Source organism: Variovorax sp. Soil_C_39 (genome assembly GCF_057656815.1).
The window spans coordinates 64,970-90,544 of the sequence record NZ_JBDGJQ010000005.1; the positions used below are offsets into that span (position 1 = coordinate 64,970).

The following is a 25,575-nucleotide window of genomic DNA, read 5'->3' on the forward strand; positions in this document are numbered from 1 at the left end:
AGGAGCACACAATGAGGGTCCACACATCCAGGAGACACCCCAGTGGCTGACAGGGACCCTCTGCGCGTCGGCATTCTTTATTCGGAGACCGGCGTCACCTCGACCATCGGCCTTTCGCAGCTGCAGGGCGCGCTGCTCGCCATAGAGGAAATCAACGCGGCCGGCGGTGTCGACGGCCGCGAGCTCGTCGGGGTGCGCTACGACCCGCAGTCGAACCCCGCGCGCTACGCGCAGCTGGCCGAGCAGCTGATCGTGCACGACCGCGTGAACGTGATCTTCGGCTGCTACATGTCGAGCAGCCGCAAGGCCGTGATCCCGGTGATCGAGAAGTGGAACAAGCTGCTGTTCTATCCCACGCTGTACGAGGGCTTCGAGTATTCGGGCAACGTCATCTACACGGGCGCCGCGCCGAACCAGAACAGCGTGCAGCTGGCCGAGTTCATGACGACCAACTTCGGCTCGCGCGTGTACCTGGTCGGTTCCGACTACATCTATCCGTACGAGTCGAACCGCATCATGGGCGAACTCGTCATGCAGCGCCCCGGCGGCGAGAAGCTCGGCGAGCGCTACGTGGCATTGGACGCTACCGAGAAGGACTACCGGGCGATCATGGCCGACATCCGCGACAAGCGGCCGGACTTCATCTTCTCGACCGTGGTGGGAGACTCCACGGCGAGCCTCTATCGGGCCTACGCCGAGGCGGGCTTCGATCCGAAGACGATGCCCATCTCGAGCCTCACGACCTCCGAGGCCGAGATCTCGCAGATGGGCCAGGGCGTGGCCACGGGGCACTTCACGGCGGCGCCCTACTTCCAGTCGATCGATTCGCCAGCCAACCAGCGCTGCCTGGCGCGGTTGCGCGGGCGCTTCGGTGACGGCTGCGTGCCCAACCTGTGCTGGGAAGCGTCGTACTTCCAGATGCACATCTTCGCCAATGCGTTCGCGCAGGCGGGCACGGACGACATCGCGCGGATCCTGCCGCACATCCTGGGCAGCGAGTTCGACGCGCCACAGGGCCGCGTCAAGGTCGATCCGGCCAACCACCACACCTGTCTCTATCCGCGCATCGGCCGGGTCGATGCGAACGGGCAGTTCACCATCGTCCGGCGCGCGACGCGCGCGGTCTACCCCGACCCCTACCTCGTCACCCATTCACTGGGCGACTGGACGGCACGGCTGGATTCGCTGGAACCTGCATCCCGAGAGGCCTGAGCGTGGACGCAACGGCACCCAAGCGACACACCCTGCGGGTGACGCCGACGCAGCTCAAGGAGCTGCGGCTGCTGAAGATCGCGGTCATCCACCCCGACGACGCCGACGGGCGGCAGCTCACCCAGCAACTGCAGCGCATAGGTTGCCAGGTGCAGGCCTTCTGGCCACCGATGCAGCACCTGCCCGAGGGCATCGACGTGGCCTTCATGGCGGTGCAGCCCGACCTCATCAACCTGCGCTTCGAATGGACCCAGAGCGACGACGCCCCGGCGGTGATCGCCGTCGTGACCTACGAGAACCCGACCATCGTCGAGGCTGTGCTCGAGATCCGCGCCAAGGCCGTGCTGCCCTCGCCGGTGCGCTCGTTCGGCCTGCTGTCGGCGCTGGTGGTCGCGCGCGAGGCGCACAAGGAAAGCCGCTCGCTCACGCGGCGCCTGCGCAAGACCGAGGCCAAACTGCTCGGCGTGCGTCAACTCGCCGAAGCCAAGGCCATCCTCATGAAGACGCACGACGTGACCGAGGGCCAGGCGCACGACCTTATCCGCGAACAGGCCATGAGCAAGCGCAGCACCATGGAAGACATTGCCGCAGCCATCGTCAACGCCAACGAGATCCTTTCGCTCGGCGCGCGCGGCAAGCCGGGCGGCTGAAGAAAGGCAGGCTCAGGCCTGGCTAAACGACGTGAGCACCTCCAGCACGCTGCGGGTGGCCCCGTCGAGCATCGCCGGCTGGCGGTGCGCAATGCCCACGCGGCGCGTGAGCTTCGGGCTCACCGGAAGGATCTGCACGCGCCCGTTGTCCGGGAGGTCGGTGCTCTTCTGCAACGGCAGCAGCGCGGCACCATAGCCGGCCGACACCAGGCTGCGGATGGCGGCGTCGTAGTTGAGCTCGATGCGCGCGCGCGGCGCGAAGCCGGCCGCGGCGAACCACTCCATCGTGAGGCGGTACATGTGCGTGGTCGCCTCGTTGAAGATCAGCGGCTGCGCCGCGAGCCAGGCCGGCGTCACGCGCCGGGGCGCTTTCCAGCGCTGCGGCACGAAGGCCATCATCGGCTGCTCGCACCAGGGCGTCACGACGATGCCGCTCATCGGCGGCTGCGGCACCGCGACCAGGCCGATGTCCAGCGTGCCCGCGGCCAGCCGCGCCATGGCCTCGAAGGAGCCGCGGATGCTCACCTCCACGTCGATGCCCGAATGCTCTGCGCCCAAGGCTTCGAGCACCTGCGGCAGCAGGTCGACGAGCACGCCGGTGGACGTGCCGAGCCGCACGCGCCCCACGCGGCCTTCGGCCTGCCGCTTGACGGCCTCGATGGCATCGTCGGTGTCGCGCAGCAGCTTGCGGCCGCGCTCGACCAGCGCCGCGCCGGCCGCCGTAGGCGCGATGCGGCGGTTGCCGCGCACCACCAGCGACGCGCCGAGGCGCGACTCGAGTTCGCTGATGTGCAGGCTCACGGTCGGCTGCGCAAGGTGCAGCGCCTTGGCGGCGGCCGAGAAGCTGCCGAGATCGGCGATGGCAATGAGCGTGCGCAACTGGTCGAGGTTGAGGTGTCGCATGGGTGGAGCGGTTGGGTCGTCATATCAGCAACCCTGATCGGTGCCGTCAGCATTCTCAACTTCCACAATAGCACGCGACACCAGAAGATCGGCGCTCCAACCAAGGAGCCCATCGTGACCGCGCCCAAGCCATCGTCCTTTCATCAACGCCTGATCCATGCCCTCGGCGGCTGGCGCCGCCGCGTGGTGAACGGCCGCCGTGCGCGCGATGCGCAGCGCCATCTGCGGTCGATGAGCGACCACGAGCTGCGCGACCTGGGCATCGGGCGCAGCGAATTGCCGGCCCTGATGGATCGCTACCGCTGAATTTGAGGTTCAATCCGGGGCGTGCCCCCCTCCACCGCAGCCTCCCTTCCTCCGCTTTCCATTGAGCTCACCTCGCCGCAGACCGTCGACGGCCGGCGTGCGGCGTTCCAGTCGCTCTGGCTCGTCGCGCGCATGAAGCATGCGCACGATACCGAGGGCGGGCTGGTGCGCCTGGCCGACCTGCGCGGCGAGGTGTCCGACGCGAGCACGCTGCGCATGGTCGTGAGCCGTGCGTTCCGCGATTTCAAGGCCTGGCAGCTCGACGTCGGCTGGGGCGAGGACACGCAGCGCGAGCCGCGCTTCCTCAACGCCGAGCGGCGCAGTCAGGGCCCGTTCTGGCTGCCCGCCGGCGAGGCCGCGCGGGTGCGCCTGCAGGTCGGCGGCCGTGCCGCCACGGCCGCCGAGGTGGCTTCGTTCCTGGGCCTGCGCACGCGGCGGCGCCCGGCGGCCGAGACCGGCTCGGCACCGCCCGACGCGGTGCACCTGCAGGACGCCGCCTTCTGGAAACAGCTGGTCGCCGCGCAGCAGGCCGCGCGCCAGGGCCGGCTCATGGCGCCCGTGGCAGGCGACGGTGGCGGCGGTGCGGCGGGCCCGCAGCCGGCGAGCGCGCTCGAATCGATCCGCCTGGCCGGCGGCCTGGCCGCCACCGATTTCCAGCGCGCGCTCGTCACGCTCAACGAGGCGATGCTGTGGCGCCGCCTCGGCGACAACGAGCAGGCGCGACGCCGGCTGCAGGCACTGAAGAAACAGCGCCTCGCCCACCATGTGGCGGGCAACGACTATCTTGGCGCGATGGAATGCATCGTCTCGGCCTGGTGCGCCTACACGGCACGCGACCTGCCGCTCGCCGAGTCGCTGCTCGGCGGCATGGCGGGCGACACCGCGCGGGCGCTGGTGCTGCGCCACCATCCCGACGTGCGCTTCGAATGGTGCAATCTCTGGGCGCTGGTGTGCCGCTCGCGCGCCCTTGGGCTGGCGGCCGGCGATGCGCAGGCCGCCGCGGCGCTCGCCGAGGAATCGCTGCGGCGCTTCGGCGAGGCGCTGGCGGCCGCCTTCGAATCTCACTCCTTCGATGCGGCCCAGCACGTGGCCGCGAACATGGGCATGGCGGCCTGGCTGTTCGACCGCGTGGGACTCTCCGACCTGCCGGCGCTCGCGCACGACGGCCACGCCGACACCACGCGCCGCGCAGTGCAGTGGATCGCGTTCAGCGAATGGCTCTGCGGCCACACCGACGGCCAGGGCCGCTCGGCCTGGAATGCGATCTACCTGATGCGCATCGCGCGCGGCCACTGCAGCGCCGGGCGGCAGCCCTCGCTCGCGCAGTTCCGCGCCCAGGTGCCGCTCGATCCGGCCGCGGTCTCGGCGCTGGCCGGACCGCTCGCCGATGCCTTCGACAGCCCCACGCACTGGCCTGCGCGCTGGGTCGACGTGGCCGCGGCCCGGCTCGCCGACCACCAGACCGGTCGCCGGCGCTACCCGGGCCTGCAGCATGGCAGCCTGTTGTTCGAACATGCCTGGTATGCGGCGCATGCGGGCGATCTGGAGGCGGCCGAACGCTCGCTGGCGCATTTGCGCGAGGCGTTGCCACAGCTCGTGCCGAGCGACCGTGCCTACTTCACCGAATCGTGGAACGACACGCTGCCAGCCGAACTCGTGCTCGAGGCCCGGCCGCCGCGTCGGCCCGCGGCGCGCAGTTCGACCTAGGCAGCGAGAGCCGCACTCACGCGCTCGCGCAGCACCGGCAGCACGTCGCGCTCGAACCACGGGTGGTGCTTGAACCATCCGGTGTTGCGTGGCGACGGATGCGGCAGCGGCATGAAGCGCGGCGCGTAGTCCTCGAAAGCCTGCACGGTCTCGGTGAGCCCGGCCTTGCGTGCAGCGCCGAGAAAGTGGCGCTGCGCATACTGGCCGACGAGCAGCGTCAGCGCGATCTGCGGCATCTGCGCAAGCAGCCGCTCGTGCCAGAGTGCGGCGCATTCGCGGCGCGGCGGCAGGTCGCCGCTTGCGCCGCGGCCCGGGTAGCAGTAGCCCATCGGCATGATCGCGACGCGCGATGCGTCGTAGAACATGTCGCGGTCGATGCCGAGCCAGCGGCGAAGCTGCTCGCCGCTTCGGTCGTCCCACGGTACGCCGGTGGCATGCACCGTCGCGCTCGGTGCCTGGCCGACGATCAACAGCCGCGCGCCTGCGCTCGCCTGCAGCACCGGCCGCGGGCCGAGCGGCAGGTGGGCCTCGCAGGCGCTGCAGGCGCGGATCTCCGCGAGCAGCACCTCGATGCGGCGACCGGCCATGCGCGCAGGCCTATGCGGCGGACGGCCCAAAAAACTTGTTGAGCTCGGCACCGGAAGCGGCGCCTTCGAAGTCGAAGCGCCCTTCGCCGGCCATGGCGCGCGCCGCGCGGTCGAAGCCGCCCCAGGCCGCGCGGGCCAGCGCACCGCCCACGCTGATGCGGCGCACGCCGAGCGCAGCCGCGTCCTGCAGCGTGAGCTCGCTCGACCAGCCGATCAGCAGGTTGATCGGCTTGGGCGAAACCGCGGCGACCACCGCCGCGATCTGCTCGCGCGTGCGAATCGCCGGCGCATAGAGGCAGTCGGCGCCGGCCGCGTCGTAGGCCTTCAGGCGCGCGATGGTGTCGTCGAGGTCGGGCCGCCCGACGATGAAGTTCTCTGCACGACCCACGAGCAGCGTGTCTCCGCCGGCCGCATCGATGGCCTGGCGCGCAGCACGCAGGCGCGCCACGGCGACATCGATCGCGAACAGCGGGTCGGCGGCATCGCCGGTCGAATCCTCGATCGAGAGGCCCGCCACGCCGGTCTCGACCGCGAGCCGCACGCTCTCGGCCACGCCGTCGGCGTCACGCCCGAACCCGTTCTCGAAGTCGGCGTTGACCGGCAGGTCGGTGGCCGCCACGATCTCTCGCAGGTGGGCGAGCACAACGTCGCGCGTCTCGGCACCGTCGGCCAGGCCTTGCGACCACGCATGCCCCGAGCTGGTGGTGGCCAGCGCCTTGAAGCCCAGCCCCTGCAGGTAGCGCGCGCTGCCCGCGTCCCAGGGGTTCGGAAGGATGAAACAGCCTTGTTCGTGGAGCGCGCGGAAATCGGCGCGTTTCTGGGTGACGGTACGGGTCATGTCGTCTCTCGGCTTTCTGAGAAGGGGAGGACGGCGTTTTAACCCAAGGCGCGAAACATTGCGTGCGGGCACCTTTCGGTGTTCTGATCGGCACCCATGCCCTACGTCATCCTGCTTCTCATCCACCTGCTCGCGGCCGCCTTCTGGGTCGGCGGCATGGCCACCCTGCACTTTGCCGTGCGCCCCGCCGTGGCCGCCACGCTCGAGCCGCCGCTGCGCCTGCCCACGATGGCTGCGGCGCTGCGGCGCTTCTTCGTCGGCGTCGACGCTGCCGTCACGCTGCTGTTCGCGAGCGGCTTCGCGATGATCATGCTCACGGGCGGCTTTCGCGGCGTGCATTGGCGTGTCCAGGCGATGATGGGCATCGCGCTCGTGATGGCCGGCGTCTACGTCTACATCCGCGCCGCGGTGTTCCCGGCTCTGCGCCGCGCGGTCGCGCAGAGCGCATGGCCCGAGGCCGCCGCGCGGCTCGGCTCGGTGCGCATGCTCGTGAGCCTGAACCTCGCGCTCGGCGTGGCGGTGTTCGCGGTCGCGATCATCGGGCGCGCGGGCTGAGCGCGCTCGGTGCTCCGCGTTCGCCGAGCACCGCAGATCAGGCGAGCCCCTTCAGCTCGACGCCGTTGCCGTCCGGATCGGTGACGTAGATCGAGGGCCCGTCGCCCTCGGCACCGAAGTTGTTCTGCACCTCGCCGTTCACCGGCACGCCGTGCTGCGCCATCAGCGCGCGGATGGCCGCTTCGTCGAAGGGCTCGATGCGCAGGCACAGGTGATCGACGTTGCGCCCCTCGGGCCCCGCGAGCGCGCCGCCCTGCCGGCCGAGCCGGCCGTCGTGCGAGACCAGGTCGATCAGGCTCGCACCGGCGCGCAGGTGCACGAGGCCGAGGTCGTCCCGGCGCTTCTCGACGGTGCAGCCGAGCACGCCGCAGTAGAAGCCGATGGCGCGCTCGGTGTCGCGCACGCGCAGCACGATGTGGTCGATGCGCAGCAGCGCGAACGGTGCGGCGGGCGGATTCGGCGGCGGGCGGGTGACCATGCCCGCCAGTGTGTCAGACCACCCCGGCCGCGCGCAATGCCTCGAAGCGCGCAGCGTCGACACCGAACTCGGCCAGCACCTCGCGCGTGTGCTGCCCGAGCGCCGGCGGCGCATGCCGCAGCACGGGCGGCGTGGCCGAAAGGCGCAGCGGGCTCGCCACGCCGGTGATGCTCGCGATGCCGTCGCCCGCGTCGCGCGGCAGCGTGACGGCCAGCCCGCGCGCCTTCACCTGCGCATCGTCGAAGGCCTGCGCGATGTCGTTGATGGGGCCGCAGGGCACGGCCTTGTCCTCGAGCAGCGCGACCCAGTCGGCGGTGCTGCGCGTGCGCGTGAGCGCCTCCATCATCGGTATGAGCACGCCGCGGTGCTTCACGCGCAGCGTGTTGGTGGCAAAGCGCGCGTCGGCCGCCCATTCGGCATGGCCGGCCGCCTCGCAGAAGCGCGCGAACTGGCCGTTGTTGCCGACGGCCAGCAGCATCGCGCCGTCGGCCGTCGGGAAGTCCTGGTAGGGCGCGAGGCTCGGGTGGGTGTTGCCCTGGCGCTCGGGTGCATGGCCGGTGTTGAGGAACGCGCTCGCCTGGTTGGCGAGGATCGCCATGCCGACGTCGAGCAGCGCCATGTCGATGTGCTGGCCTTCGCCCGTGCGGTCGCGCACCTGCAGCGCCGCGAGGATCGCGGTGCTCGCGTAGACGCCGGTGAACAGGTCGGTGAGTGCCACGCCCACGCGCAGCGGACCGCCGCCGGGTTCGCCGTCGGGACGTCCGGTGATGCTCATCATGCCGGTCATGGCCTGGATCATCAGGTCGTAGCCCGCGCGCTCGGCATAGGGGCCGTCGTGGCCGAAGCCCGTCACGCTGCAGTAGATGAGCCGCGGGTTGGCCGCGCGCAGGCTGTGGTGGTCGAGGCCGTACTGCGCGAGGCCACCGGTCTTGAAGTTCTCCACCACGATGTCGGCCTGCGAGGCCATCTGCCGGAGCAGCGCCTGCCCGTCGGGCGTGGCCATGTCGACCGTGACCGAGCGCTTGTTGCGGTTGCAGGCGGTGAAGTAGCTCGCCTGGTCGGTGTCGTTGCCGTTCGCATCCTTCACGAAGGGCGGGCCCCAGGTGCGCGTGTCGTCGCCCACGCCGGGGCGCTCGATCTTGACGACGTCGGCGCCCAGGTCCGCGAGGATCTGCGTGCACCACGGGCCCGCGAGCACGCGGGACAGGTCCAGCACCTTGATGCCGTCGAGCGCTGCGGGTTGGGTCATGCGGTCGTTCGGCCGGGTCAGTTTGAAAATGCGGCAATGCCCGTGATCGCACGGCCCAGGATCAGCGCGTGGATGTCGTGCGTGCCCTCGTAGGTGTTGACCACCTCGAGGTTGACCAGGTGGCGTGCCACGCCGAACTCGTCGCTGATGCCGTTGCCGCCCATCATGTCGCGTGCCAGGCGCGCGATGTCGAGCGCCTTGCCGCAGTTGTTGCGCTTCATGATCGAGGTGATCTCGACCGCGGCCGTGCCCTCGTCCTTCATGCGGCCGAGGCGCAGGCTGCCCTGCAGGCCGAGCGTGATCTCGGTCTGCATGTCGGCGAGCTTCTTCTGGATCAGCTGGTTCGCGGCGAGCGGGCGGCCGAACTGCTTGCGGTCGAGCGTGTACTGGCGGGCGCGGTGCCAGCAGTCTTCGGCCGCGCCGAGCGCCCCCCACGAGATGCCATAGCGCGCGCTGTTGAGGCAGGTGAACGGACCCTTGAGGCCCTGCACTTCGGGAAAGGCGTTCTCCTCGGGGCAGAACACGCCGTCCATCACGATCTCGCCGGTGATGCTGGCGCGCAGGCCCACCTTGCCGTGGATCGCCGGTGCGCTGAGGCCCTTCATGCCCTTCTCGAGCACGAAGCCGCGGATCGGGCCGACGGCGCCGCTCTCGCTGACTTCCTTGGCCCACACCACGAACACGTCGGCGATCGGCGAGTTGCTGATCCACATCTTCGAGCCCGAGAGCGAATAGCCGCCCGGCACCTTCTTGGCGCGCGTGGCCATGCTGCCGGGGTCGGAGCCGTGGTCGGGCTCGGTCAGGCCGAAGCAGCCGATCCATTCGCCGGTGGCGAGCTTGGGCAGGAACTTCTGCTTCTGGCCTTCGGTGCCGAATTCGAAGATCGGCACCATCACGAGCGAGCTCTGCACGCTGGCCATCGAGCGATAGCCCGAATCGACGCGCTCGACTTCGCGCGCGATCAGGCCGTAGGCCACGTAGTTGAGGCCGGGGCCGCCGTACTGCTCGGGAATCGTCGGGCCCAGCAGGCCGAGCGCGCCCATTTCGCGGAAGATGGCGGGGTCGGTTTCGCCGCTGCGGAAGCCTTCGATGACGCGGGGCGCCAGGCGCTCCTGGCAGTAGGCGTTGGCCGCATCGCGGATCATGCGTTCTTCGTCGGTCAGCTGCTGGTCGAGAAGAAGGGGGTCGTCCCAATGGAATTGCGCTTTGGCGGCCATGTGGCTGTCTCCGGAAAAGGGGGGAAGAAAAGGAAAGGCGAAAAGACGGGGGAATGGCCCGATCCTAGCCCCGCTGCAGGCCGGGCGCAAACGATGAATCCTCACCCAGATATGCGTTCAACGCACATCTTGTGCATCTAGTGAAGCCGTCTCTCTGGTAACCGCAGGTTTCCAGTCATACACTCGCGGCATACATGCGCCGCAAGATTCCGCCCCTGCAGACCCTCGTGTGCTTCGATGCCGCGGCACGGCATGAAAGCTACACCCGCGCCGCGCAGGAGCTCGCGCTCACGCAGAGTGCGGTGTCGCGCCAGATCGGCACGCTCGAGGCCTTCCTCGGCGTGGCGCTGTTCCGCCGCACGCGCCATGGCGTGGCACTGACCGCGAGCGGCGCGGCCTACGCGCGCCAGACCGCCCGGCGGCTCGAGGCGATGGAGCGCGACACGCTTGATGCCATGGCCCACCAGGGCGAGGGCGGCTCGCTGTCGCTCGCGGCCGTGCCCACCTTCGCCACGCGCTGGCTGATGCCGCGCCTCAAGGGCTTCGCGGCGCTGCAGCCCGACGTGGTGGTGCACATCGAGACGCGCACCCGGCCCTTTCTGTTCGCCGATGCCGAGTTCGATGCCGCCCTCTACGCCGGCACGCCGGCGCAGGTCGAGAACTGGGCCGGCACGCGCGCGCTGCTGCTGATGCACGAGGACGTGGTGCCGGTGTGCAGCCCGTCGCTGCTGCCGCGCGGCCGGTCCGTGGCGCCCGCGGCCATCGCGAAGATGCCGCTGCTGCAGCAGAGCACGCGGCCCGACGGCTGGCGGCAGTGGTTCGACGCGCAGCGCATCGATGCACCCACCGCGCGCGGCGGGCCGCGCTACGAGCTGTTCTCCATCCTGGCGGCCGCGGCATCGCACGGGCTCGGCGTGGCGCTGATGCCGACCATGCTGGTGGCCGACGAACTCGCGCGCGGCGAACTCGTGGTGGCCTGCGCGCGGCCGCTTTCGGGCGAGCGCAACTACTACCTGGTAACGCCGGAGCGCGCCGACCAGCGCCCGCTGCTCAAGTACTTCAGCGACTGGCTGCTGGCCGAGGCGCGGCGCGGCGGCTGACAAGCCGGGGCCGAGCGCGGCCGATATGATGGGCCGCCCTCTTCCCGCTTGCCGCTCCGCCATGCTCAACAACCTCGTCCCCTTTCTCGTGCACTGGACCATCACGGCGCTCTCGCTGTGGGTGGCGAGCCTGATCTTTCGCGGGCTCAAGTTCGAGACCACCTCCGCGCTCGTGGTCTCGGCGCTGCTGCTCGGCCTGGCCAATGCGGTCGTCAAGCCGCTCCTGATCGTCCTCACGCTGCCGCTGACGCTGCTGACCCTGGGCCTCTTCCTGCTCGTGATCAACGCGCTGATGATCATGCTCGTGGCCGCGCTGGTGCGCGGGTTCAAGCTCTCGGGCTTCTGGACCGCGTTCTTCGCGAGCATCTTCATTTCGATTCTGAGCATCGCGATCGATTCGCTCGTCAGCAGCGGCGACCCCGCCACGACGATCCAGATGCCGACCGGCGGCACCTGGCTGTAGCCACCCGGCCGAAAACCGCCGAAGACCGAGGTCCGGAAACGGCCAGCAGCGCCAGCGCCTCCACGCGAGACTGGCGGCATGCAGACTTCTTTTTCTTCTTCTCCCGCGCGCGCCGTCGCCGCCCTCGACTGGCCCCGCATCGACAGCGAACTCGCCGCGCGCGGCTGCGCCAACACCGGTGTGCTGTTCGGCCCCGACGAATGCCGTACGCTGGCCGCGATGTACGACGAGCCGGGTCGCTTCCGCAGCCGCGTGGTGATGCAGCGCCACGGTTTCGGCCAGGGCGAATACCAGTACTTCGCGAACCCGCTGCCGCCGATGCTGGCCGCATGGCGCAGCGCGCTCTATGCGCGGCTCGTGCTGCTCGCGAACGCGTGGCGCTCGGCCATGGGGCAACCGGCCGACTTTCCCACCACCCACGCCGACTACCTTGCGCGCTGCCATGCGGCCGGCCAGCTGCGCCCCACGCCGCTGCTGCTGCGCTACGACGAGGGCGACTACAACTGCCTGCACCAGGACCTTTACGGCGAACTGCAGTTTCCGCTGCAGCTCACCGTGCTGCTGAGCCGGCCCGGCGAGGATTTCAGCGGCGGCGAGTTCGTGCTGACCGAACAGCGCCCGCGCATGCAGTCACGCGCCGAAGTGGTGGCGCTGGCGCAGGGCGAGGCCGTGGTCTTTGCCGTCAACCAGCGGCCGGTGGCGGGCACGCGCGGCACCTACCGCGTGACCATGCGCCATGGCGTGAGCCGCGTGCGTTCGGGGCAGCGGCACACGCTCGGCATCATCTTTCACGACGCGAGCTAGGCTTCGTCCTGCACCGCGGACGAGGACGCCCGCTGCGCCGCGAACGCAACGAACCAGTCGAGCGACCCGGGGTTGGCCATGGCCTCGCGGTTGACCACCTTTTCGATCGGCTGGCCGAGCAGCAGCTTCTTGATCGGCAGTTCCTGCTTCTTGCCCGAGAGCGTGCGCGGGATCTCGGCCACCTGGAAGATGTCGTTCGGCAGGAAGCGCGGCGAGAGCGAGGTCTTGATGGCGTTGTGAATCTTCGTGCGCATCGCGTCGTCGAGCGCGACACCGGGCCGCAGCACCACGAACAGCGGCATGTAGCTGTCGCGACCGAGGTATTCGAGGTCGACCACCATCGAGTCGAGCACCTCGGCGAGGCCTTCGACGGCGCTGTAGATCTCGCTCGTGCCCATGCGCAGGCCCTGCCGGTTGATGGTCGCGTCGCTGCGGCCGTAGATGATGCAGCCGCCGTCCTCGCCGATCCTGATCCAGTCGCCATGGCGCCAGACCCCGGGGTAGGTATCGAAGTAGCTCGACAGGTAGCGCGCGTTGCCTTCGTCGCCCCAGAAACACAGCGGCATCGACGGGATCGGCTGCGTGCAGACCAGCTCGCCGACTTCGCCAATGACCGGCTCGCCCGCTTCGTTCCAGGCTTCGACGGCATGGCCGAGTTCGCGGCACTGCATCTGGCCGGGCACCTCGGGCAGTTCGCGGTTGCCGCCGATGAAGGCGCCGCAGAAATCCGTGCCGCCGGAGATGTTGCACCACCAGACCTCCTTCGCGCCCGCACCGAGGATCTGCTGCGTGCCCCAGCGCTGCACCTCTTCCGACAGCGGCGAGCCGGTACTGCCGAGCGCGCGCACGCGCGAAAGATCGCCGCAGTCGGCGGCCACCACGCCGGCCTTCATGCAATTCGTGAAATAGGCCGCGCCCGCGCCGAAGAAGGTGATGCGGTGCTTGGCGACGAAGCGCCAGAGCACGGCCCAGTCGGGCTTTTCCTTGCTGCCCGCCGGATGCCCGTCGTAGATGACCGCGGTCGCGCCGAAGGCCAGGCCCCCGAGCTGGCAGTTCCACATGACCCAGCCGGTCGAGCTGTACCAATGGAAGCGCTCGCCGAAGTTGTTGGCGCCGTAGCTCGTGCCCACGTCGTTGTGCAGGCCGCACGCGTACATCGTGAGGAGGATGCCGCCCTGCCCGTGCACGATCGGCTTGGGCAGGCCGGTGGTGCCGCTCGAATAGACGATCCAGATCGGATGGTCGAAAGGCAGCCACTCGGGCTCGAAGGCCGCCACCTCGGCGTCGTCGCACGCGATGGCGTCCAGCCAGTCGGCGTTGGCCGCAAGCTGGTGCGCGGCATGCGGCGTGCGCACCAGCAGCAGCTTCTGCACGCTGGGCAGCGCGTCGCGCAGTTCCTGCACCACGGCGCTGCGGTCGATCGGCTTGCCGCCGTAGTGCACGCCGTCGGCCGCGATCAGCAGCGTGGGCTCGATCTGGCGGAAGCGGTCGGCCACCGCGGCCGTGCCCATGTCGGGCGCGCACACGCTCCACACCGCGCCGATGCTCGAGCACGCGAGGAAGGCCACCATGGTCTCAGGCACGTTCGGCATGTAGGCGGCCACGCGGTCGCCGCGCCGCACGCCGAGCGCGCGCAGCGTGAGCGCGACCGAGGCCACCTGCCGGCGCAGCTCGGGCCATGACATCTCGCGCACCCGGCCGAGTTCGTCGTCGCTCACGATCGCGGGCATGCCGGCCGCATGCGCCGCGTCGGCATGGCGCAGCACCTCGCGCACGTAGTTGACCTGGGCGCCCGGGAACCACGTCGCGCCGGGCATGCGCGCCTTGGCCAGCACTGCCGTGTGCGGCGTGGGCGAGTGCATGCCCATGTAGTCCCAGATGCTCTGCCAGAACGCGTCGAGGTCGGTCACCGACCAGCGCCAGAGCGCGTCGTAGCTGTCGAAGGAGAGGCCGCGCTCGTCGCGCAGCCAGTTCTGGTACAGGCGGATCTGGGGGATGTTGGGGGCGGGAAGGTTAGGCGCAGGCATGGGCACGAGCGTAATGCCGCGCCACGCGCGGCTCAAGAGGAATAGACCTCAGGGTTTGCACGTGTGTTCAACAGTTTTGTACAGGCGTTCAATACCGGCCATGGATGCGCGCACCCCCACCGCCCGGCGAAGCACCCGCAAGCGCTCGCCCGCGGCCGCCGAGGCGCCGCGGCCCGACCGCCGGCAGGCCATCCTGCTGGCCGCCGAGAAGCTCTTCGCGCAGCATGGCTACCACGCGGTCACGATCCGCCAGATCGCCGAAGAGGCCGCCGTGCCGCTCGCGCTCGTGGGCTATTACTTCGGTCCCAAGCACGAACTCTTCCATGCCATCTTCGAGCACTGGAGCCACAGCATCGAGGAGCGGCTTGCGGGGCTCGCGGCGGTCGACATCGACCCCGACGACGCACGCACGCTGCCGCGCATCATCGAAGCCTTCACCGCGCCCGTGCTGGCGCTGCGCGCGAGCGCCGAGGGCGAGTACTACGCGCTGCTGGTGGCGCGCGAGCTCTACCACGCGTCCGAGGAAGCCGACCGCGTGCTGCGCGGCTACTTCGATCCGCTGGCCGAGGCCTACATCGATGCGCTGCACGTCGCGCTGCCGCATGCCACGCGCAGCCAGGCCGCCTGGGGCTACCAGTTCGCGCTCGGTGCGCTGCTGCACCACCTGAGCGACGCCCGCATCGAACGGCTGTCGCGGGGCGAGAACCGGCGCAGCGATCCGGCCGTGGCGCCGATGCTCGTCAACTTCATCGTCGGCGGGCTGCGCGCAGCGCTGCCGCGACCCAAGGCGACCCCAAAGAAAACAACCTCAAGGAGACAAAAGAAATGATGAATCGACGCACCCTGCTGTCGGCGCTGGGCGCCGCATCGGCCGCCGCGGCGCTGCCTGCGCGCGCGCAGGAGAACCCCAAGATCGTGTTCGGCTACACAGCCGTGTCCGACTTCGCCTCGGTCTTCGTGGCCGCCGAAGAGGGTTACTTCAAGAAGCGCAACCTCGATGTGGCGCTCAAGTTCATTCCGCTCAACTCGACCATTCCCGCCGCGCTGCAGTCCGATTCGCTGCAGATCGGCGGGCCCACGCCTTCGGTGTTCCTGCAGGCGGTGGACGGCGGACTCGACCTGGTGCTCGTGGCCGGCGGCGGCCTCACGTCGAAGACCATCACGGGCTTCGGCCTGGTGGCGCGCGCCGGCTCGAACATCAAGACGCCGCAGGACTGCGTGGGCAAGAAGATCGGCGTGCCGGGGCTCGGCGCCTTCCTGCACGTGACCTTCCGTGCCTGGCTCAAGGACAGCGGCGTGGACCACCGCAAGGTCAACTTCGTCGAAGCCTCGTTCCCGCAACATGCCGACCTGCTGCGCGGCGGCTCGGTCGACGCGGTGGTGTCGGCCGATCCGTTCATGAGCCGCATCACCGAAAGCGGCGCGGGCTACGTGGCGTCGTATTACTCGACCTTCCTGCCCGAGAACAACCAGACCATCGTGCATGCGGCCAAGCGCGAGTGGGTGCAGAAGCACCCGGCGGCGGCGCGCGCGTTCCGCGAATCGCTGGTCGAGGCCGCCACCTTCATGCAGCAGCCGAAGAACGACGCCAAGGTGCGCGCGGCCATCGGCAAGTACATCAAGCTGCCGCCCGAGGTGCTCGCGAAGATCCAGATCTCGCCGCCCGGCCCGACCGTGACCGAGAAGCAGCTGGGCTACTGGGTCGGCCTGATGAAGGACCAGGACATGCTCAGGACCCCGATCGACGTCGCGAAGCTGATCGCCAAGTGAGCGCCGGGGCCGACTTTCTTCGCTTCGACGGCGTCGCGATCCGTCTCGGCGGACGCGAGATCCTGTCGCCCACGTCGTTCGACGTGGCGCGCGGCGAGTTCGTCTGCATCGTCGGCCCGAGCGGCTGCGGCAAGACCACGCTGCTGCGCGCGGCCAGCGGCCTGGTGGCGGCGAGCGCGGGCGCGGTGCGGCGCAACGGCGTGGCGGTCGAGGCGCCCTCGCGCGAGGTGGCCTTCGTGTTCCAGGACTACGGCCGCGCGCTGCTGCCCTGGCGCACGGTCGAAGGCAACGTGAGCCTCGCACTCGAAGCGGCCGGCGTGCCGAAAGCCGAGCGTGCGCCGCGCATCACCGAGGTGCTCGCGAAGGTGGGCCTGGCGAAGCATGCGCAGAAGTTTCCGGTGCAGCTTTCGGGCGGCATGCAGCAGCGCGCGCAGATCGCGCGCTGCCTGGCGCAGAAGCCCGAACTCATGATGATGGACGAGCCCTTCGGCGCGCTGGATGCGCTCACGCGCCAGGGCCTGCAGGACGAATTGGCCCGGCTGGTGCGCGACGACGGCCTGACGGTGCTGTTCGTCACGCATGACCTCGAAGAGGCAATCTACCTCGGCGACCGCGTGATCGCGCTGCAGGCCAATCCCGGGCCGGGACGGCCAAGCCTCGCGCGCATGATCGACGTGAAGATCCCGCGCCCGCGCGACCAGCTCACGACCAAGGAGCACCCGGACTACCTGCGGCTGCGGCGCGAGCTCTTCGCGTTCATCGAGCAGAGCCATGACTGAACCGCGCCTGCTTCGCTGGCTGCGGCCGTGGGTGCTGCCGGCGCTGCTGATCGGCGCCTTCGAGTGGTATGCGAGGCGCGCGGCGGCGCTGGGCAGCGACGCGCTCGCACCCCCCAGTGCAGCGGCGAAGGCCTTCGTCGGCGCGGCGCTCGACGGCTCGCTCTGGCAGGCCACGGGTTTCACGCTCGGCACCGCGGCGCTCGGGCTGCTGCTGGGCGCGGTGCTCGGCATTGCGCTCGGGCTGGCGCTGGGCCTGTCGCGCCGCGCGGCGCGGCTCGGCTCGCTGTCGATCGAGGTGCTGCGGCCAGTGCCGTCAGTGGCGCTGATTCCGCTCGCGATGCTGGCCTTCGGCTTCGGCGTGCGCATGGAAGTGGCGATCGTCGGCTTTGCCACCTTCTGGCCGCTGCTGGTGCTGGTGCAGTCGGCCGTGCAGCAGATCGAGCCGCGCCTGCTCGAGGTGAGCCGCGTGCTCGGGCTCTCGGCACGCGAGCGCGCCTTCAAGATCGTGCTGCCGGCGATCGTGCCGCGGCTCTTCGTCGCGCTGCGGCTCGGCGTGGCGGTGGCGCTGGTGGTGGCCGTCACGGTCGAGATCGCGGCCAATCCGCATGGCATGGGCTACGCGATGATGATCGCGCAGCAGAGCTTCGATCCCGCGCTGATGCTCGCCTGGCTGGGCTGGATCGGGGTGGTGGGCTTCGCGGTCAACGCGGGCATGGTGCTGCTGCAGCGCACGGTGGCGCGGCGCATGGGGGTGCTGCCATGAGCACGGTGAAGCATCGAGCGGCCTCGGACTGGTTCGGTCCGCTCGCCGTGTTCGGCGCGCTGGTGGCGCTGTGGTGGGTTGCGAGCAATGCGGGCTGGGTGAGCCGCGTGTTCCTGCCGACGCCGCAGGCCACCTTCGCGAGCCTGCTCGAAGGGCTCAACCTGAAGGGCGATGGCGGCAACGGCGAACTGCTCGCCTACACGCAAGCCACGGTGGGCCGCATGGTGCAGGGCTGGCTGCTCGCGTCGCTGTTCGGCGTGGTGCTCGGTGCGGCCATCGGCGTCTCGCCCGCGGTGCGTGCCTGGGTACAGCCGACGCTCGAGTTCGTGCGGCCGCTGCCGGCCTCGGCACTGCTGCCGCTCGCGATCTCGATCTTCGGCCTGAACCCGAACATGGTGCTGTTCGTCGTGGCCTTCGGCGCGATGTGGCCGGTGCTGCTGGCCACGGTGCACGGCTTCGCGGCCGTGGAGCCGCGGCTCGCCGAGGTGGCGCGCTGCCTGCAGATGTCGCGCGCCGCCTTCGTCTGGAAAGTGGGCCTGCCCAACGCCCTGCCCGACATCCTGGCCGGCATGCGGCTCGCGCTGACCATTGCGCTGATCGTGGCCGTGGTGGGCGAGATGATCGCCTCGCAGAGCGGGCTCGGCCAGGCCATTCTTCTCGCGGCGCGCGCCTTTCGCGCGAGCGATCTCTTTGCCGGCATCGTGCTGCTCGGGCTGATCGGCTTCGTGAGCAATGCGCTGCTGGCCTTTGCGGAGAAACGCTTGCTGCGGTGGCAGCAGCCGTAGAACCCACATCCACCCGAAATCCCCACAGAAGGAGCGCCCCGATGCCACGCAAATTCGTCGACCTGTCGATCTTCCTGGAGAACGACGTGCTCTCCGACCCGCCGGCCTTCGCGCCGAAGATCCAGTACTTCACGCACGAACAGACCTACGAGCAGATCGAGCCCTTCTTCCCGGGCCTGAAGAAGGAAGACCTGCCCGACGGCGAAGGCTGGGCGGTCGAGCTGGTGCAGCTGTCGACGCACAACGGCACGCACCTCGATGCGCCCTACCACTTCCACTCGACCATGGACAAGGCGCTCGGCGAGAAGAAGCCCGCGATCGCGATCCACGACGTGCCGCTCGAATGGTGCTTCCAGCCGGGCGTGAAGCTCGACTTCCGCCATTTCGAGGACGGCTACGTGGTGACCGCGGCCGACGTGGAAGCCGAGCTCAAGCGCATCGGCCACACGCTGAGCCCGCTCGAGATCGTGGTCGTCAACACGCGCGCTGGCAAACGCTACGGCAACCCGGACTACGTCTCGGCCGGCGCGGGCATGGGCTATGAAGCCACGATGTATCTGCTCGAGCGCGGCGTTCGCCTCACGGGCACCGACGCATGGAGCTGGGACGCGCCCTTCGTGCACACGGCCAAGAAATACGGTGAGACGAACGACGCCTCGCTGATCTGGGAAGGCCACAAGGCCGGCCGCGACATCGGCTACTGCCACATCGAGAAGCTGCACAACCTCGAGGTGCTGCCGCCCACGGGCTTCTTCATCAGCTGCTTTCCGCACAAGATCCGCGGCGCCTCGGCGGGCTGGACGCGCGCCGTGGCGATCTTCGACGACGCGCTGATGGCGTCGGTCTGACGCGCGGAAGGTCAAGACCATGATCACGCTCAATCACACGCACGATGCCGACGCCCGCAGCTGGGTGGCCAGCGCCAATGCTGCGGGCAGCGACTTTCCGGTTCAGAACCTGCCACATGCGGTGTTCCGCCGCCTCGGCAGCCCCGAGCCGTTTCGCGGCGGCGTGGCGATCGGCGACCAGGTCGTCGACATGGCTGCACTCGCGACGCGCCCGCTGCTCGACGGCCTTGCACTCGATGCGGCGCGCGCCGCGGCGCTGCCCGCCCTGAACGATCTCTTCGCGCTCGGCGGCAGCGCGTGGCAGGCCTTGCGCCATGCGCTCTTCGCGCTGCTGCACGCCGACGCGACCGCGGCCACTGTCGAAGCGATGCGCGAGTGCCTGGTGCCGCAGGCCGAGGTCGAGTTCACCGTGCCGGCGCGCATCGGCGACTACACCGACTTCTACACCTCGATCGACCATGCGCTGAACATCAGCCGGCTCATGAACCCCGAAGGCGACGTGACGCCGAACTTCCGCTGGATTCCGACCGCCTACCACGGGCGTGTCTCGACCATCGGCGTCAGCGGCCAGCGCTTTCATCGCCCGATGGGCCAGACGCTGGCGCCCGGCGCGAAGGCACCGACCTACCATGCCTGCGCGCGGCTCGACTACGAGCTCGAACTCGGCATCTGGATCGGCGAGGGCAACGCAGCCGGCGAGGCGATCCCGCTCGCGCATGCCGAGGACCACATCTTCGGCATCTGCCTGCTCAACGACTGGTCGGCGCGCGACATCCAGTTCTGGGAAATGGCGCCGCTCGGGCCGTTCCTGGCGAAGAACTTCGCGACCACCGTCTCGCCATGGATCGTGACGATGGAGGCGCTCGCGCCCTACCGCCAGGCATGGACGCGCGCGCCCGCCGATCCCCAGCCGCTCGCCTACCTGGAAGACGCGCGGAACCGCGAAAGCGGCGCGATCGACATCCAGCTCGAAGTCTGGCTCGAAAGCGAGCAGGCGCGCAGCGGCGGGCATGGCGCCTCGCGCCTGTCGCGCACGAGCTTCAGGCACCAGTACTGGAGCGTGGCGCAGATGGTGGCGCACCACACCGTGGGCGGCTGCCAGCTCAACGCGGGCGATCTGTTCGGCAGCGGCACGGTGTCGGGGCCCGGCCCGGGCGAGGCCGGCGCGATCATCGAGCTGACACGCGCGGCGCAGAGCCCGGTCACGCTGGCGCACGGCGAACAGCGCGGCTTCCTGGAAGATGGCGACGCGGTGATGCTGCGCGGCTGGTGCGAGAAGCCGGGCCATGCGCGCATCGGCTTCGGCGAAAGCCGCGGCATGGTGCTGCCGGCCAAAGGCTGAACGGCGGCCGCAAAAAGCAAAAGGCCACCGCAGGGGTGGCCTTTTGCAAGAAATGTGGAGCGGGAAAAGAGTCTCGAACTCTCGACCTCAACCTTGGCAAGGTTGCGCTCTACCAACTGAGCTATTCCCGCATTTCGAGCCGCGAATTATAGCCTGATTTTTTGAGCCGCTTGGATCAGCCGCCGAAGACCGACGCCCGGTGCAGCGAGATCCCGGCCATCACCCCGTCGGCCGAGGCCATGGTGGCGTTGTGGAACATCATGGCCGCATCGCCGGCCGCGAACACGCCGGGCACGGTGGTCATCTTCATGGCGTCGGTGCGGATCATCGGTCCGAAGCCGCCCGCGTCAATCGCACAGCCAAGCTGTTCGGCCAGCGGACTCGCGAGACGCGTGCGCGGCACGATGAACATCGCGTCGAGCGGCACGCGCCGCCCGTTCTCGAGGCGCACGCTCGACAGCGCGGTGGGCGACGGCCCCTCGAGCGCTGCAATGCGGCCCGGCTCGATCGCCACGCCGCGCGCCTCGAGCTTCGCGCGCATCTCCGCGTCCGGCAGGCTGCCCTCGTGGAGGAACAGCGTGGCCGGGCCCCATTCGGTGAACAGGATCGCGTGATCGGGCGTGTGCGGCGGCTCGATCAGCACGCCGAGGCGCCGGCCGCTGACCTCGTAGCCGTGGCAGTACGGGCAGTGCAGCACGCTCCGGCCCCAGCGCTCGCGCACGCCGGCGATGTCGGGAAACCCATCCTCCACGCCGAAGGCCAGCACGATGCGCGCGGCCGAGAGCTGCCGGCCGTCTTCGAGCGTGGCCGCGAAGCCGCCGGTTCCGTCCGGCCGGGCCTCGGTCACGCGGCCTTCGATAAAGCTGGCGTTCGGATAGGCGAGCACCTTGGCGCGCGCATCGGCCATCATCTTCAGGGGCGGCGTGCCGTCCTGCCCGAAGAAGCCGTGCGCGGCTTCGGCAAAGCGGTTGCGCGGCGCGCCCGCATCCACGATGCAGACGTTTTTTCGGGCGCGCGCGAGCTGCAGGGCAGCGGAAAGGCCGGCGAAGCTGCCGCCCACGATCAGAGCGTCACAGTGCATGTTGAATGTCCTTGAGGTTGAAACCGCCGCCCGTCATGCGGCGATGAAAGTCCCTGGAGAGATCGGCCAGCGTGATGCCGTTGAACCGCGCGAGCAGGAGCGCCTCGGCGTCGCGACAGGCACCGTCGAGCGCCGCGTTCACCGCCTGCTCGACGATGCAGCCCGGGCTTTCGGTGCGGTTGCCGATGGCCAGCAGCGCCGGCGAACCCACCGCCTGGTGGATGTCGCCGAGCGTCACCGCGTCGAGCGGGCACGACAGCACCCACCCGCCGCCATGCCCCTTGGCCGAACTCACGAGGCCTGCCTCGCGCAGACCGGCCATCGCGCGCCGCACCACGACGGGGTTGGTCTGCATCGCCATGGCGAGCGTTTCGGACGTGACGGGCTCGTCCATCTCGGCCATGTGAAGCAGCGCGTGGAGAACGCCGGAAAGCTTGCTGTCTCGTTTCATGCAACATTATGAGTTGCATGAAATGCATGTTGCCTGGCTGCTGTGCGGCAGACCCTGCGTGCGGAACGGTCATTGGCGCCGCGGCGCTACCAGACGTGAAGCAGCGCACAACAGATTCTTTCGAACCCATCCGCTGCCTCGATGCAGCGGACGGCCAAACGCTTCACCCCCCGTCTCCGCCGACGGAGGGCGCCCACACCCCGCGCGCCCACGGCGCACATGGCGACAAACGCAGTTGAGGCGGTGGGACCACGAATGCAGTGAGCGGCGCCACCGGGGCCGTGGGTGGCGCCGAGATCCGGAAGTAAGCGCGCCGCGGTACCCGCAGCCGGAGCCCGCAGCGCCTCGCGGGCTTTTCTTGATCAGGTCGCGGCTTGGAGCCTGAACAGGCTCGTGACCTCGGCATCGAGCACCAGCATCTCGCGCTGGTTGAACAGCTGCCAGCGCCAGCGCAGGATGCCGAGCGTGGGCCGCTTCTCGGAGCGCCGCACCTCGATCACGTCGGCGACGAGCCGCAGCGCGTCGCCGGGCCGCACCGGGTTCGGCCAGCGCACATGCTCGAGCCCCGGCGAGGCGAACGATTCGGAGCCCTCGAGTGCGGCACCGACGACCAGGCGCATCGCGATCGCGCAGGTGTGCCAGCCGCTTGCAATGAGCCCGCCGAAGGGGCTGCCGGCCGCAGCCTCGGCGTCGGTGTGGAACCACTGCGGGTCGTAGTCCTTCGCGAAGCGCACGAGTTCGGCTTCGGTCAGCACGTAGGGCCCGGCCTCGATGACCTGGCCCGCTTGGAAGTCGGCGAACTTCATTCGCCGGCGCTCAGTACGTCTCGAGGTGCAGCCGGCCTTCGCGCTTGAGCGCACCGCCCACGGCGTCCCAGTCAAGCCCCGCCTCCTTCGCGATGTCGCGCAGCGCGAGCACCACGCCCTCTTCCATGCTCTTGAGGCCGCAGACGTAGAAGTGGCTCGCGCCGTCCTTCAGCAGCACCGCGAGGTCGGCAGCGCGCTCGCGCATCAGGTCTTGCACGTAGCGCTTGGGGCTGCCGGGCGTGCGCGAGAACGCGAGGTTGATGTCGATGAAATCCTTTGGCAGCGACTGCAGCGGCCCGAAGTACGGCAGCTCCTGCTGCGTGCGCGCCCCGAAGAACAGCATGAGCTTGCCGCCCTCGAACTTGCCGCTCTTGCGCAGGCGTCGGCGCCATTCGGTCATGGCGCGCATGGGGGCGCTGCCGGTGCCGGTGCAGATCATCACGATGTGCGACTTCGGATGGTTCGGCATCAGGAACGAGGCGCCGAACGGACCGACCACCTGCACCGTGTCGCCCACCTTGAGGTCGCAGACGTAGTTGGAGGCGATGCCGCGCACCGGACTGCCCTGATGGTCTTCGGTCACGCGCTTCACGGTGAGCGAGACGTTGTTGTAGCCGGGCCGCTCGCCGTTGCGCGGGCTGGCCACCGAGTACTGCCGCGCATGGTGGCGCTTGCCCAGCGCGTCGGTGCCCGGCGGCACGATGCCGATCGATTGGCCTTCGAGCACCGGGAACGGCACCACGCCGAAGTCGAGCACGATGTGGTGCGTTTCGCTGTCGAAGCCGGCTTCGGTGCAGTTGAAGTTGCCCACGACGGTGGCCGTGGTCGGCGTCTTCGGTGGGAAGAGATTCGTGTAGGCGTGCGCGGCCGACCAGGGCGGCACGGTGGCGCCGAACTGCGCGGAATTGAAGACCGGCTCGACGGAATCGACGGCGGCGGCGCTCTCCGCCGGCACTGCGGCCGGTGCCGCGGCTGCGGCAGGCTCCGCGGATGCGCCTGCGGCCTCGAGTTCCTCGGGCGGCAGCTCGGGCGGCAGCGACTCCCAGGCCAGCTGTTCCTCGATGGTGTACGCGCGCACCACGGGCATGGTGCGCCAGTTGTCGATCGAGCCCGTGGGGCACGGCGAGATGCAGGCCATGCAGCCGTTGCAGATGTCGGCCCGCACGACGTAGTTGTTGTCGTCGTGCGTGATCGCGTTGACCGGGCAGGTGGCCTCGCAGGTGTTGCAGCGGATGCAGATCTCGGGATCGATCAGGTGCTGCTTGATGATCCCGGTTTCGACGGCCATGTCCATGTTGTTTCTCCTGAAGCCCTCCCCTTTCGGGGGAGGGTTGGGTGGGGGCCGGCGGCGTTGGTCGTGGTCACGCTGCTGGCCCCCATCCCGGCCTTCCCCCAACGGGGGAAGGAGAAATACCCGTCAACCGAAGCGGACGTATTCGAAATCCACCGGCTGGCGGTTGATGCCCATCACCGGCGGCGCGATCCAGCCGGCGAACTTGCCCGGCTCGACCACGCGGCCCATCAACGATGCCACGAAGGCGAAGTCCTCGGCGCTTGGCAGCCATTCGTTCCTCTTGGCGGCAAATTCGGTCTCGCTGACCACGCGGCCCTCGGGCGACATCTTGATGCCCGCGAGCGCGCCGATCTGGCGGTTGAAGGCCTTGTGCGGCACCACCAGGCGGGTCGGGATGCCGGCCTTCTCGAGCACCTTGTTCCAGCGGCCGACGCCGGCCACCGAGTCCTTGATGAAGTCGTCGCGCAGCACTTCGTTGAGCGCGTTGAGCATCGGCACGTCCTTCTCGACGAGCTGGCCATCCTTGACCTCGAGCACCTTGTAGGTCTGGCCCTTGAGCACGTGGTCGTCGGTGCGTTTGCCTTCTTCGTAGCGGCCCTTCAGGCCCGAGCTGTAGAAGATGGCGGCATTGCTCGACTGGTCGGCACCGAACAGGTCGATGGTCACGCTGTAGTGGAAGTTCAGGTAGCGCTGGATGGTGCCCAAATCGATGGCGCCGGCGGCGCGCACCTTCTGCGGGTCGTCGGTCTTGAGTTCGTTCATGACCTGCGCGGTGCGCGAGAGCACGCGCGAGACGCCGCTCTCGCCCACGAACATGTGGTGCGCCTCTTCGGTCAGCATGAACTTGGTGGTCCGCGCGAGCGGATCGAAAGCGCTTTCGGCCAGCGCGGCCAGCTGGAACTTGCCGTCGCGGTCGGTGAAATAGGTGAACATGAAGAACGCGAGCCAGTCGGGCGTCTTCTCGTTGAAGGCACCGAGGATGCGCGGGTTGTCGACGTCGCCCGAGGTGCGCTGCAGCAGCGCCTCGGCTTCCTCGCGGCCGTCGCGGCCGAAGTGCTTGTGCAGCAGGTAGACCATGGCCCAGAGGTGGCGGCCCTCTTCGACGTTGATCTGGAACAGGTTGCGCAGGTCGTACATCGACGGCGCGGTCAGGCCGAGGTGGCGCTGCTGCTCGACCGAGGCCGGCTCTGTGTCGCCCTGCGTCACGATGATGCGGCGCAGGTTGGCGCGGTGCTCGCCGGGCACGTCCGCCCAAGCTTTCTCACCCTTGTGGTCGCCGAAGTGGATCTCGCGGTTGGCGTCGCCCGGGTTCAAGAAGATGCCCCAGCGGTAGTCGCGCATCTTCACGTGGCCGAACTGGGCCCAGCCTTGCGGATCGACGCTCACGGCTGTGCGCAGGTACACCTCGTGGTTGGTCGAGCCCTCGGGGCCCACGTCGTCCCACCAGTTGATGAAGTTGGGCTGCCAGCCTTCGAGCGCGCGCTGCAGCGTGCGGTCTTCGCCGAGGTTGACGTTGTTGGGGATCTTCTCGCTGTAGTTGATCGTGCTCATCGTTGTTCC

At 69.2% G+C, this 25,575-nt stretch carries 27 protein-coding genes and 1 tRNA gene; 15 read left to right on the plus strand and 13 right to left on the minus strand.

The genetic code is table 11. The annotated features are described in order from the left end of the window. Positions 1-42: 42 nt before the first annotated feature. Together AC3A6J_RS14530 and AC3A6J_RS14535 are read left to right on the plus strand one after the other, a co-directional pair. Positions 43-1,212: a transporter substrate-binding domain-containing protein gene (locus AC3A6J_RS14530; protein WP_487860665.1), complete on the plus strand. Its 1,170-nt coding sequence runs from the start codon at positions 43-45 to the stop codon at positions 1,210-1,212. A gap of 2 nt (positions 1,213-1,214) precedes the next feature. Beyond that, positions 1,215-1,862, plus strand: a complete 648-nt coding sequence (locus AC3A6J_RS14535; RefSeq protein ID WP_487860666.1) for an ANTAR domain-containing response regulator — start codon at positions 1,215-1,217, stop codon at positions 1,860-1,862. Positions 1,863-1,874: 12 nt separating this feature from the next. Here AC3A6J_RS14535 and AC3A6J_RS14540 read toward each other — a convergent pair whose 3' ends face one another. Continuing rightward, positions 1,875-2,765: a LysR family transcriptional regulator gene (locus AC3A6J_RS14540; protein ID WP_487860667.1), complete on the minus strand. Its 891-nt coding sequence runs from the start codon at positions 2,763-2,765 to the stop codon at positions 1,875-1,877. A gap of 114 nt (positions 2,766-2,879) precedes the next feature. On the opposite strand from AC3A6J_RS14540, the gene AC3A6J_RS14545 reads away from it, so the two are divergent. Further along, positions 2,880-3,071, plus strand: a complete 192-nt coding sequence (locus tag AC3A6J_RS14545; protein ID WP_487860668.1) for a YjiS-like domain-containing protein — start codon at positions 2,880-2,882, stop codon at positions 3,069-3,071. A gap of 21 nt (positions 3,072-3,092) precedes the next feature. After that, on the plus strand, positions 3,093-4,778 hold the full coding sequence (locus AC3A6J_RS14550) for a hypothetical protein (protein WP_487860669.1): 1,686 nt from the start codon (positions 3,093-3,095) through the stop codon (positions 4,776-4,778). Here AC3A6J_RS14550 and AC3A6J_RS14555 read toward each other — a convergent pair. After that, positions 4,775-5,365, minus strand: a complete 591-nt coding sequence (locus tag AC3A6J_RS14555) for a uracil-DNA glycosylase family protein (RefSeq protein ID WP_487860670.1) — start codon at positions 5,363-5,365, stop codon at positions 4,775-4,777. The genes AC3A6J_RS14550 and AC3A6J_RS14555 overlap by 4 nt on opposite strands. Positions 5,366-5,375: 10 nt before the next feature. Then, complete coding sequence (locus AC3A6J_RS14560) at positions 5,376-6,203, minus strand: isocitrate lyase/PEP mutase family protein (protein WP_487860671.1); 828 nt, start codon at positions 6,201-6,203, stop codon at positions 5,376-5,378. A gap of 96 nt (positions 6,204-6,299) precedes the next feature. On the opposite strand from AC3A6J_RS14560, the gene AC3A6J_RS14565 reads away from it, so the two are divergent. Continuing rightward, a complete protein-coding gene (locus tag AC3A6J_RS14565; protein ID WP_487860672.1) occupies positions 6,300-6,758 on the plus strand; it encodes a CopD family protein in 459 nt (152 codons plus the stop codon). A 37-nt stretch (positions 6,759-6,795) separates the two neighbouring features. Here the strand turns inward: AC3A6J_RS14565 and AC3A6J_RS14570 are convergent, their stop codons facing one another. The 3 genes from AC3A6J_RS14570 to AC3A6J_RS14580 are packed head-to-tail and all read right to left on the minus strand — an operon-like array spanning position 6,796 to position 9,702. After that, positions 6,796-7,236, minus strand: coding sequence for a VOC family protein (locus AC3A6J_RS14570; protein WP_487860673.1), 441 nt, complete (start codon positions 7,234-7,236; stop codon positions 6,796-6,798). 13 nt (positions 7,237-7,249) lie between these two features. Further along, on the minus strand, positions 7,250-8,485 hold the full coding sequence (locus tag AC3A6J_RS14575; RefSeq protein WP_487860674.1) for a CaiB/BaiF CoA transferase family protein: 1,236 nt from the start codon (positions 8,483-8,485) through the stop codon (positions 7,250-7,252). Positions 8,486-8,502: 17 nt separating this feature from the next. Continuing rightward, on the minus strand, positions 8,503-9,702 hold the full coding sequence (locus tag AC3A6J_RS14580) for an acyl-CoA dehydrogenase (RefSeq protein WP_487860675.1): 1,200 nt from the start codon (positions 9,700-9,702) through the stop codon (positions 8,503-8,505). Positions 9,703-9,896: 194 nt separating this feature from the next. Between AC3A6J_RS14580 and AC3A6J_RS14585 the strand changes: the two genes are divergently transcribed. The 3 genes from AC3A6J_RS14585 to AC3A6J_RS14595 all read left to right on the plus strand — a co-directional run bounded on the left by AC3A6J_RS14585 (position 9,897) and on the right by AC3A6J_RS14595 (position 12,069). Continuing rightward, positions 9,897-10,802: a LysR substrate-binding domain-containing protein gene (locus tag AC3A6J_RS14585; RefSeq protein WP_487860676.1), complete on the plus strand. Its 906-nt coding sequence runs from the start codon at positions 9,897-9,899 to the stop codon at positions 10,800-10,802. Positions 10,803-10,863: 61 nt separating this feature from the next. Continuing rightward, positions 10,864-11,265: a phage holin family protein gene (locus AC3A6J_RS14590; RefSeq protein ID WP_487860677.1), complete on the plus strand. Its 402-nt coding sequence runs from the start codon at positions 10,864-10,866 to the stop codon at positions 11,263-11,265. Between the two features lie 78 nt (positions 11,266-11,343). Beyond that, positions 11,344-12,069, plus strand: coding sequence for a 2OG-Fe(II) oxygenase (locus AC3A6J_RS14595; RefSeq protein WP_487860678.1), 726 nt, complete (start codon positions 11,344-11,346; stop codon positions 12,067-12,069). On the opposite strand, the gene AC3A6J_RS14600 is transcribed toward AC3A6J_RS14595, so the two are convergent. Then, a complete protein-coding gene (locus AC3A6J_RS14600) occupies positions 12,066-14,096 on the minus strand; it encodes an acetoacetate--CoA ligase (RefSeq protein ID WP_487860679.1) in 2,031 nt (676 codons plus the stop codon). The two genes, AC3A6J_RS14595 and AC3A6J_RS14600, sit on opposite strands and share 4 nt — an antisense overlap. Positions 14,097-14,196: 100 nt before the next feature. On the opposite strand from AC3A6J_RS14600, the gene AC3A6J_RS14605 reads away from it, so the two are divergent. From AC3A6J_RS14605 to fahA, 7 genes are read left to right on the plus strand one after another with little or no spacing between them, the layout of a single operon-like run. Beyond that, positions 14,197-14,925 carry a TetR/AcrR family transcriptional regulator gene (locus AC3A6J_RS14605; RefSeq protein WP_487860680.1) on the plus strand — a complete coding sequence of 243 codons (729 nt, stop codon included), beginning with the start codon at positions 14,197-14,199 and terminating at the stop codon, positions 14,923-14,925. Further along, positions 14,922-15,866, plus strand: coding sequence for an ABC transporter substrate-binding protein (locus tag AC3A6J_RS14610; protein ID WP_487860681.1), 945 nt, complete (start codon positions 14,922-14,924; stop codon positions 15,864-15,866). Before AC3A6J_RS14605 ends, AC3A6J_RS14610 begins: the two co-directional genes overlap by 4 nt. Next, a complete protein-coding gene (locus AC3A6J_RS14615; protein ID WP_487860682.1) occupies positions 15,863-16,645 on the plus strand; it encodes an ABC transporter ATP-binding protein in 783 nt (260 codons plus the stop codon). Before AC3A6J_RS14610 ends, AC3A6J_RS14615 begins: the two co-directional genes overlap by 4 nt. Beyond that, the gene (locus AC3A6J_RS14620; RefSeq protein ID WP_487860683.1) at positions 16,638-17,408 is read left to right on the plus strand and encodes an ABC transporter permease; all 771 of its coding nucleotides are present in this window, start codon (positions 16,638-16,640) and stop codon (positions 17,406-17,408) included. The genes AC3A6J_RS14615 and AC3A6J_RS14620 overlap by 8 nt, the downstream gene beginning before the upstream one ends. Beyond that, complete coding sequence (locus AC3A6J_RS14625; protein WP_487860684.1) at positions 17,405-18,193, plus strand: ABC transporter permease; 789 nt, start codon at positions 17,405-17,407, stop codon at positions 18,191-18,193. Before AC3A6J_RS14620 ends, AC3A6J_RS14625 begins: the two co-directional genes overlap by 4 nt. 41 nt (positions 18,194-18,234) lie before the next feature. After that, positions 18,235-19,041 carry a cyclase family protein gene (locus AC3A6J_RS14630; RefSeq protein WP_487860685.1) on the plus strand — a complete coding sequence of 269 codons (807 nt, stop codon included), beginning with the start codon at positions 18,235-18,237 and terminating at the stop codon, positions 19,039-19,041. Between the two features lie 19 nt (positions 19,042-19,060). Continuing rightward, entirely contained in the window at positions 19,061-20,383 is a 1,323-nt protein-coding gene (gene fahA / locus AC3A6J_RS14635; RefSeq protein ID WP_487860686.1) for a fumarylacetoacetase, read from the plus strand. Between the two features lie 55 nt (positions 20,384-20,438). On the opposite strand, the gene AC3A6J_RS14640 is transcribed toward fahA, so the two are convergent. The 6 genes from AC3A6J_RS14640 to boxB form a co-directional block, all read right to left on the minus strand. After that, a tRNA-Gly gene (locus tag AC3A6J_RS14640) sits at positions 20,439-20,514 on the minus strand. Positions 20,515-20,558: 44 nt separating this feature from the next. Continuing rightward, positions 20,559-21,464 (minus strand): NAD(P)/FAD-dependent oxidoreductase, encoded by a 906-nt coding sequence (locus AC3A6J_RS14645; protein WP_487860687.1) that lies wholly within the window; start codon positions 21,462-21,464, stop codon positions 20,559-20,561. Continuing rightward, the gene (locus AC3A6J_RS14650; protein WP_487860688.1) at positions 21,454-21,915 is read right to left on the minus strand and encodes an RrF2 family transcriptional regulator; all 462 of its coding nucleotides are present in this window, start codon (positions 21,913-21,915) and stop codon (positions 21,454-21,456) included. Before AC3A6J_RS14650 ends, AC3A6J_RS14645 begins: the two co-directional genes overlap by 11 nt. Positions 21,916-22,277: 362 nt before the next feature. After that, positions 22,278-22,721, minus strand: a complete 444-nt coding sequence (locus AC3A6J_RS14655) for a MaoC family dehydratase (RefSeq protein WP_487860689.1) — start codon at positions 22,719-22,721, stop codon at positions 22,278-22,280. 10 nt (positions 22,722-22,731) lie between these two features. Then, positions 22,732-24,015: a benzoyl-CoA 2,3-epoxidase subunit BoxA gene (gene boxA, locus AC3A6J_RS14660; protein ID WP_487860690.1), complete on the minus strand. Its 1,284-nt coding sequence runs from the start codon at positions 24,013-24,015 to the stop codon at positions 22,732-22,734. Positions 24,016-24,138: 123 nt separating this feature from the next. Continuing rightward, complete coding sequence (boxB, locus tag AC3A6J_RS14665) at positions 24,139-25,566, minus strand: benzoyl-CoA 2,3-epoxidase subunit BoxB (protein ID WP_487860691.1); 1,428 nt, start codon at positions 25,564-25,566, stop codon at positions 24,139-24,141. Positions 25,567-25,575: the final 9 nt, after the last annotated feature.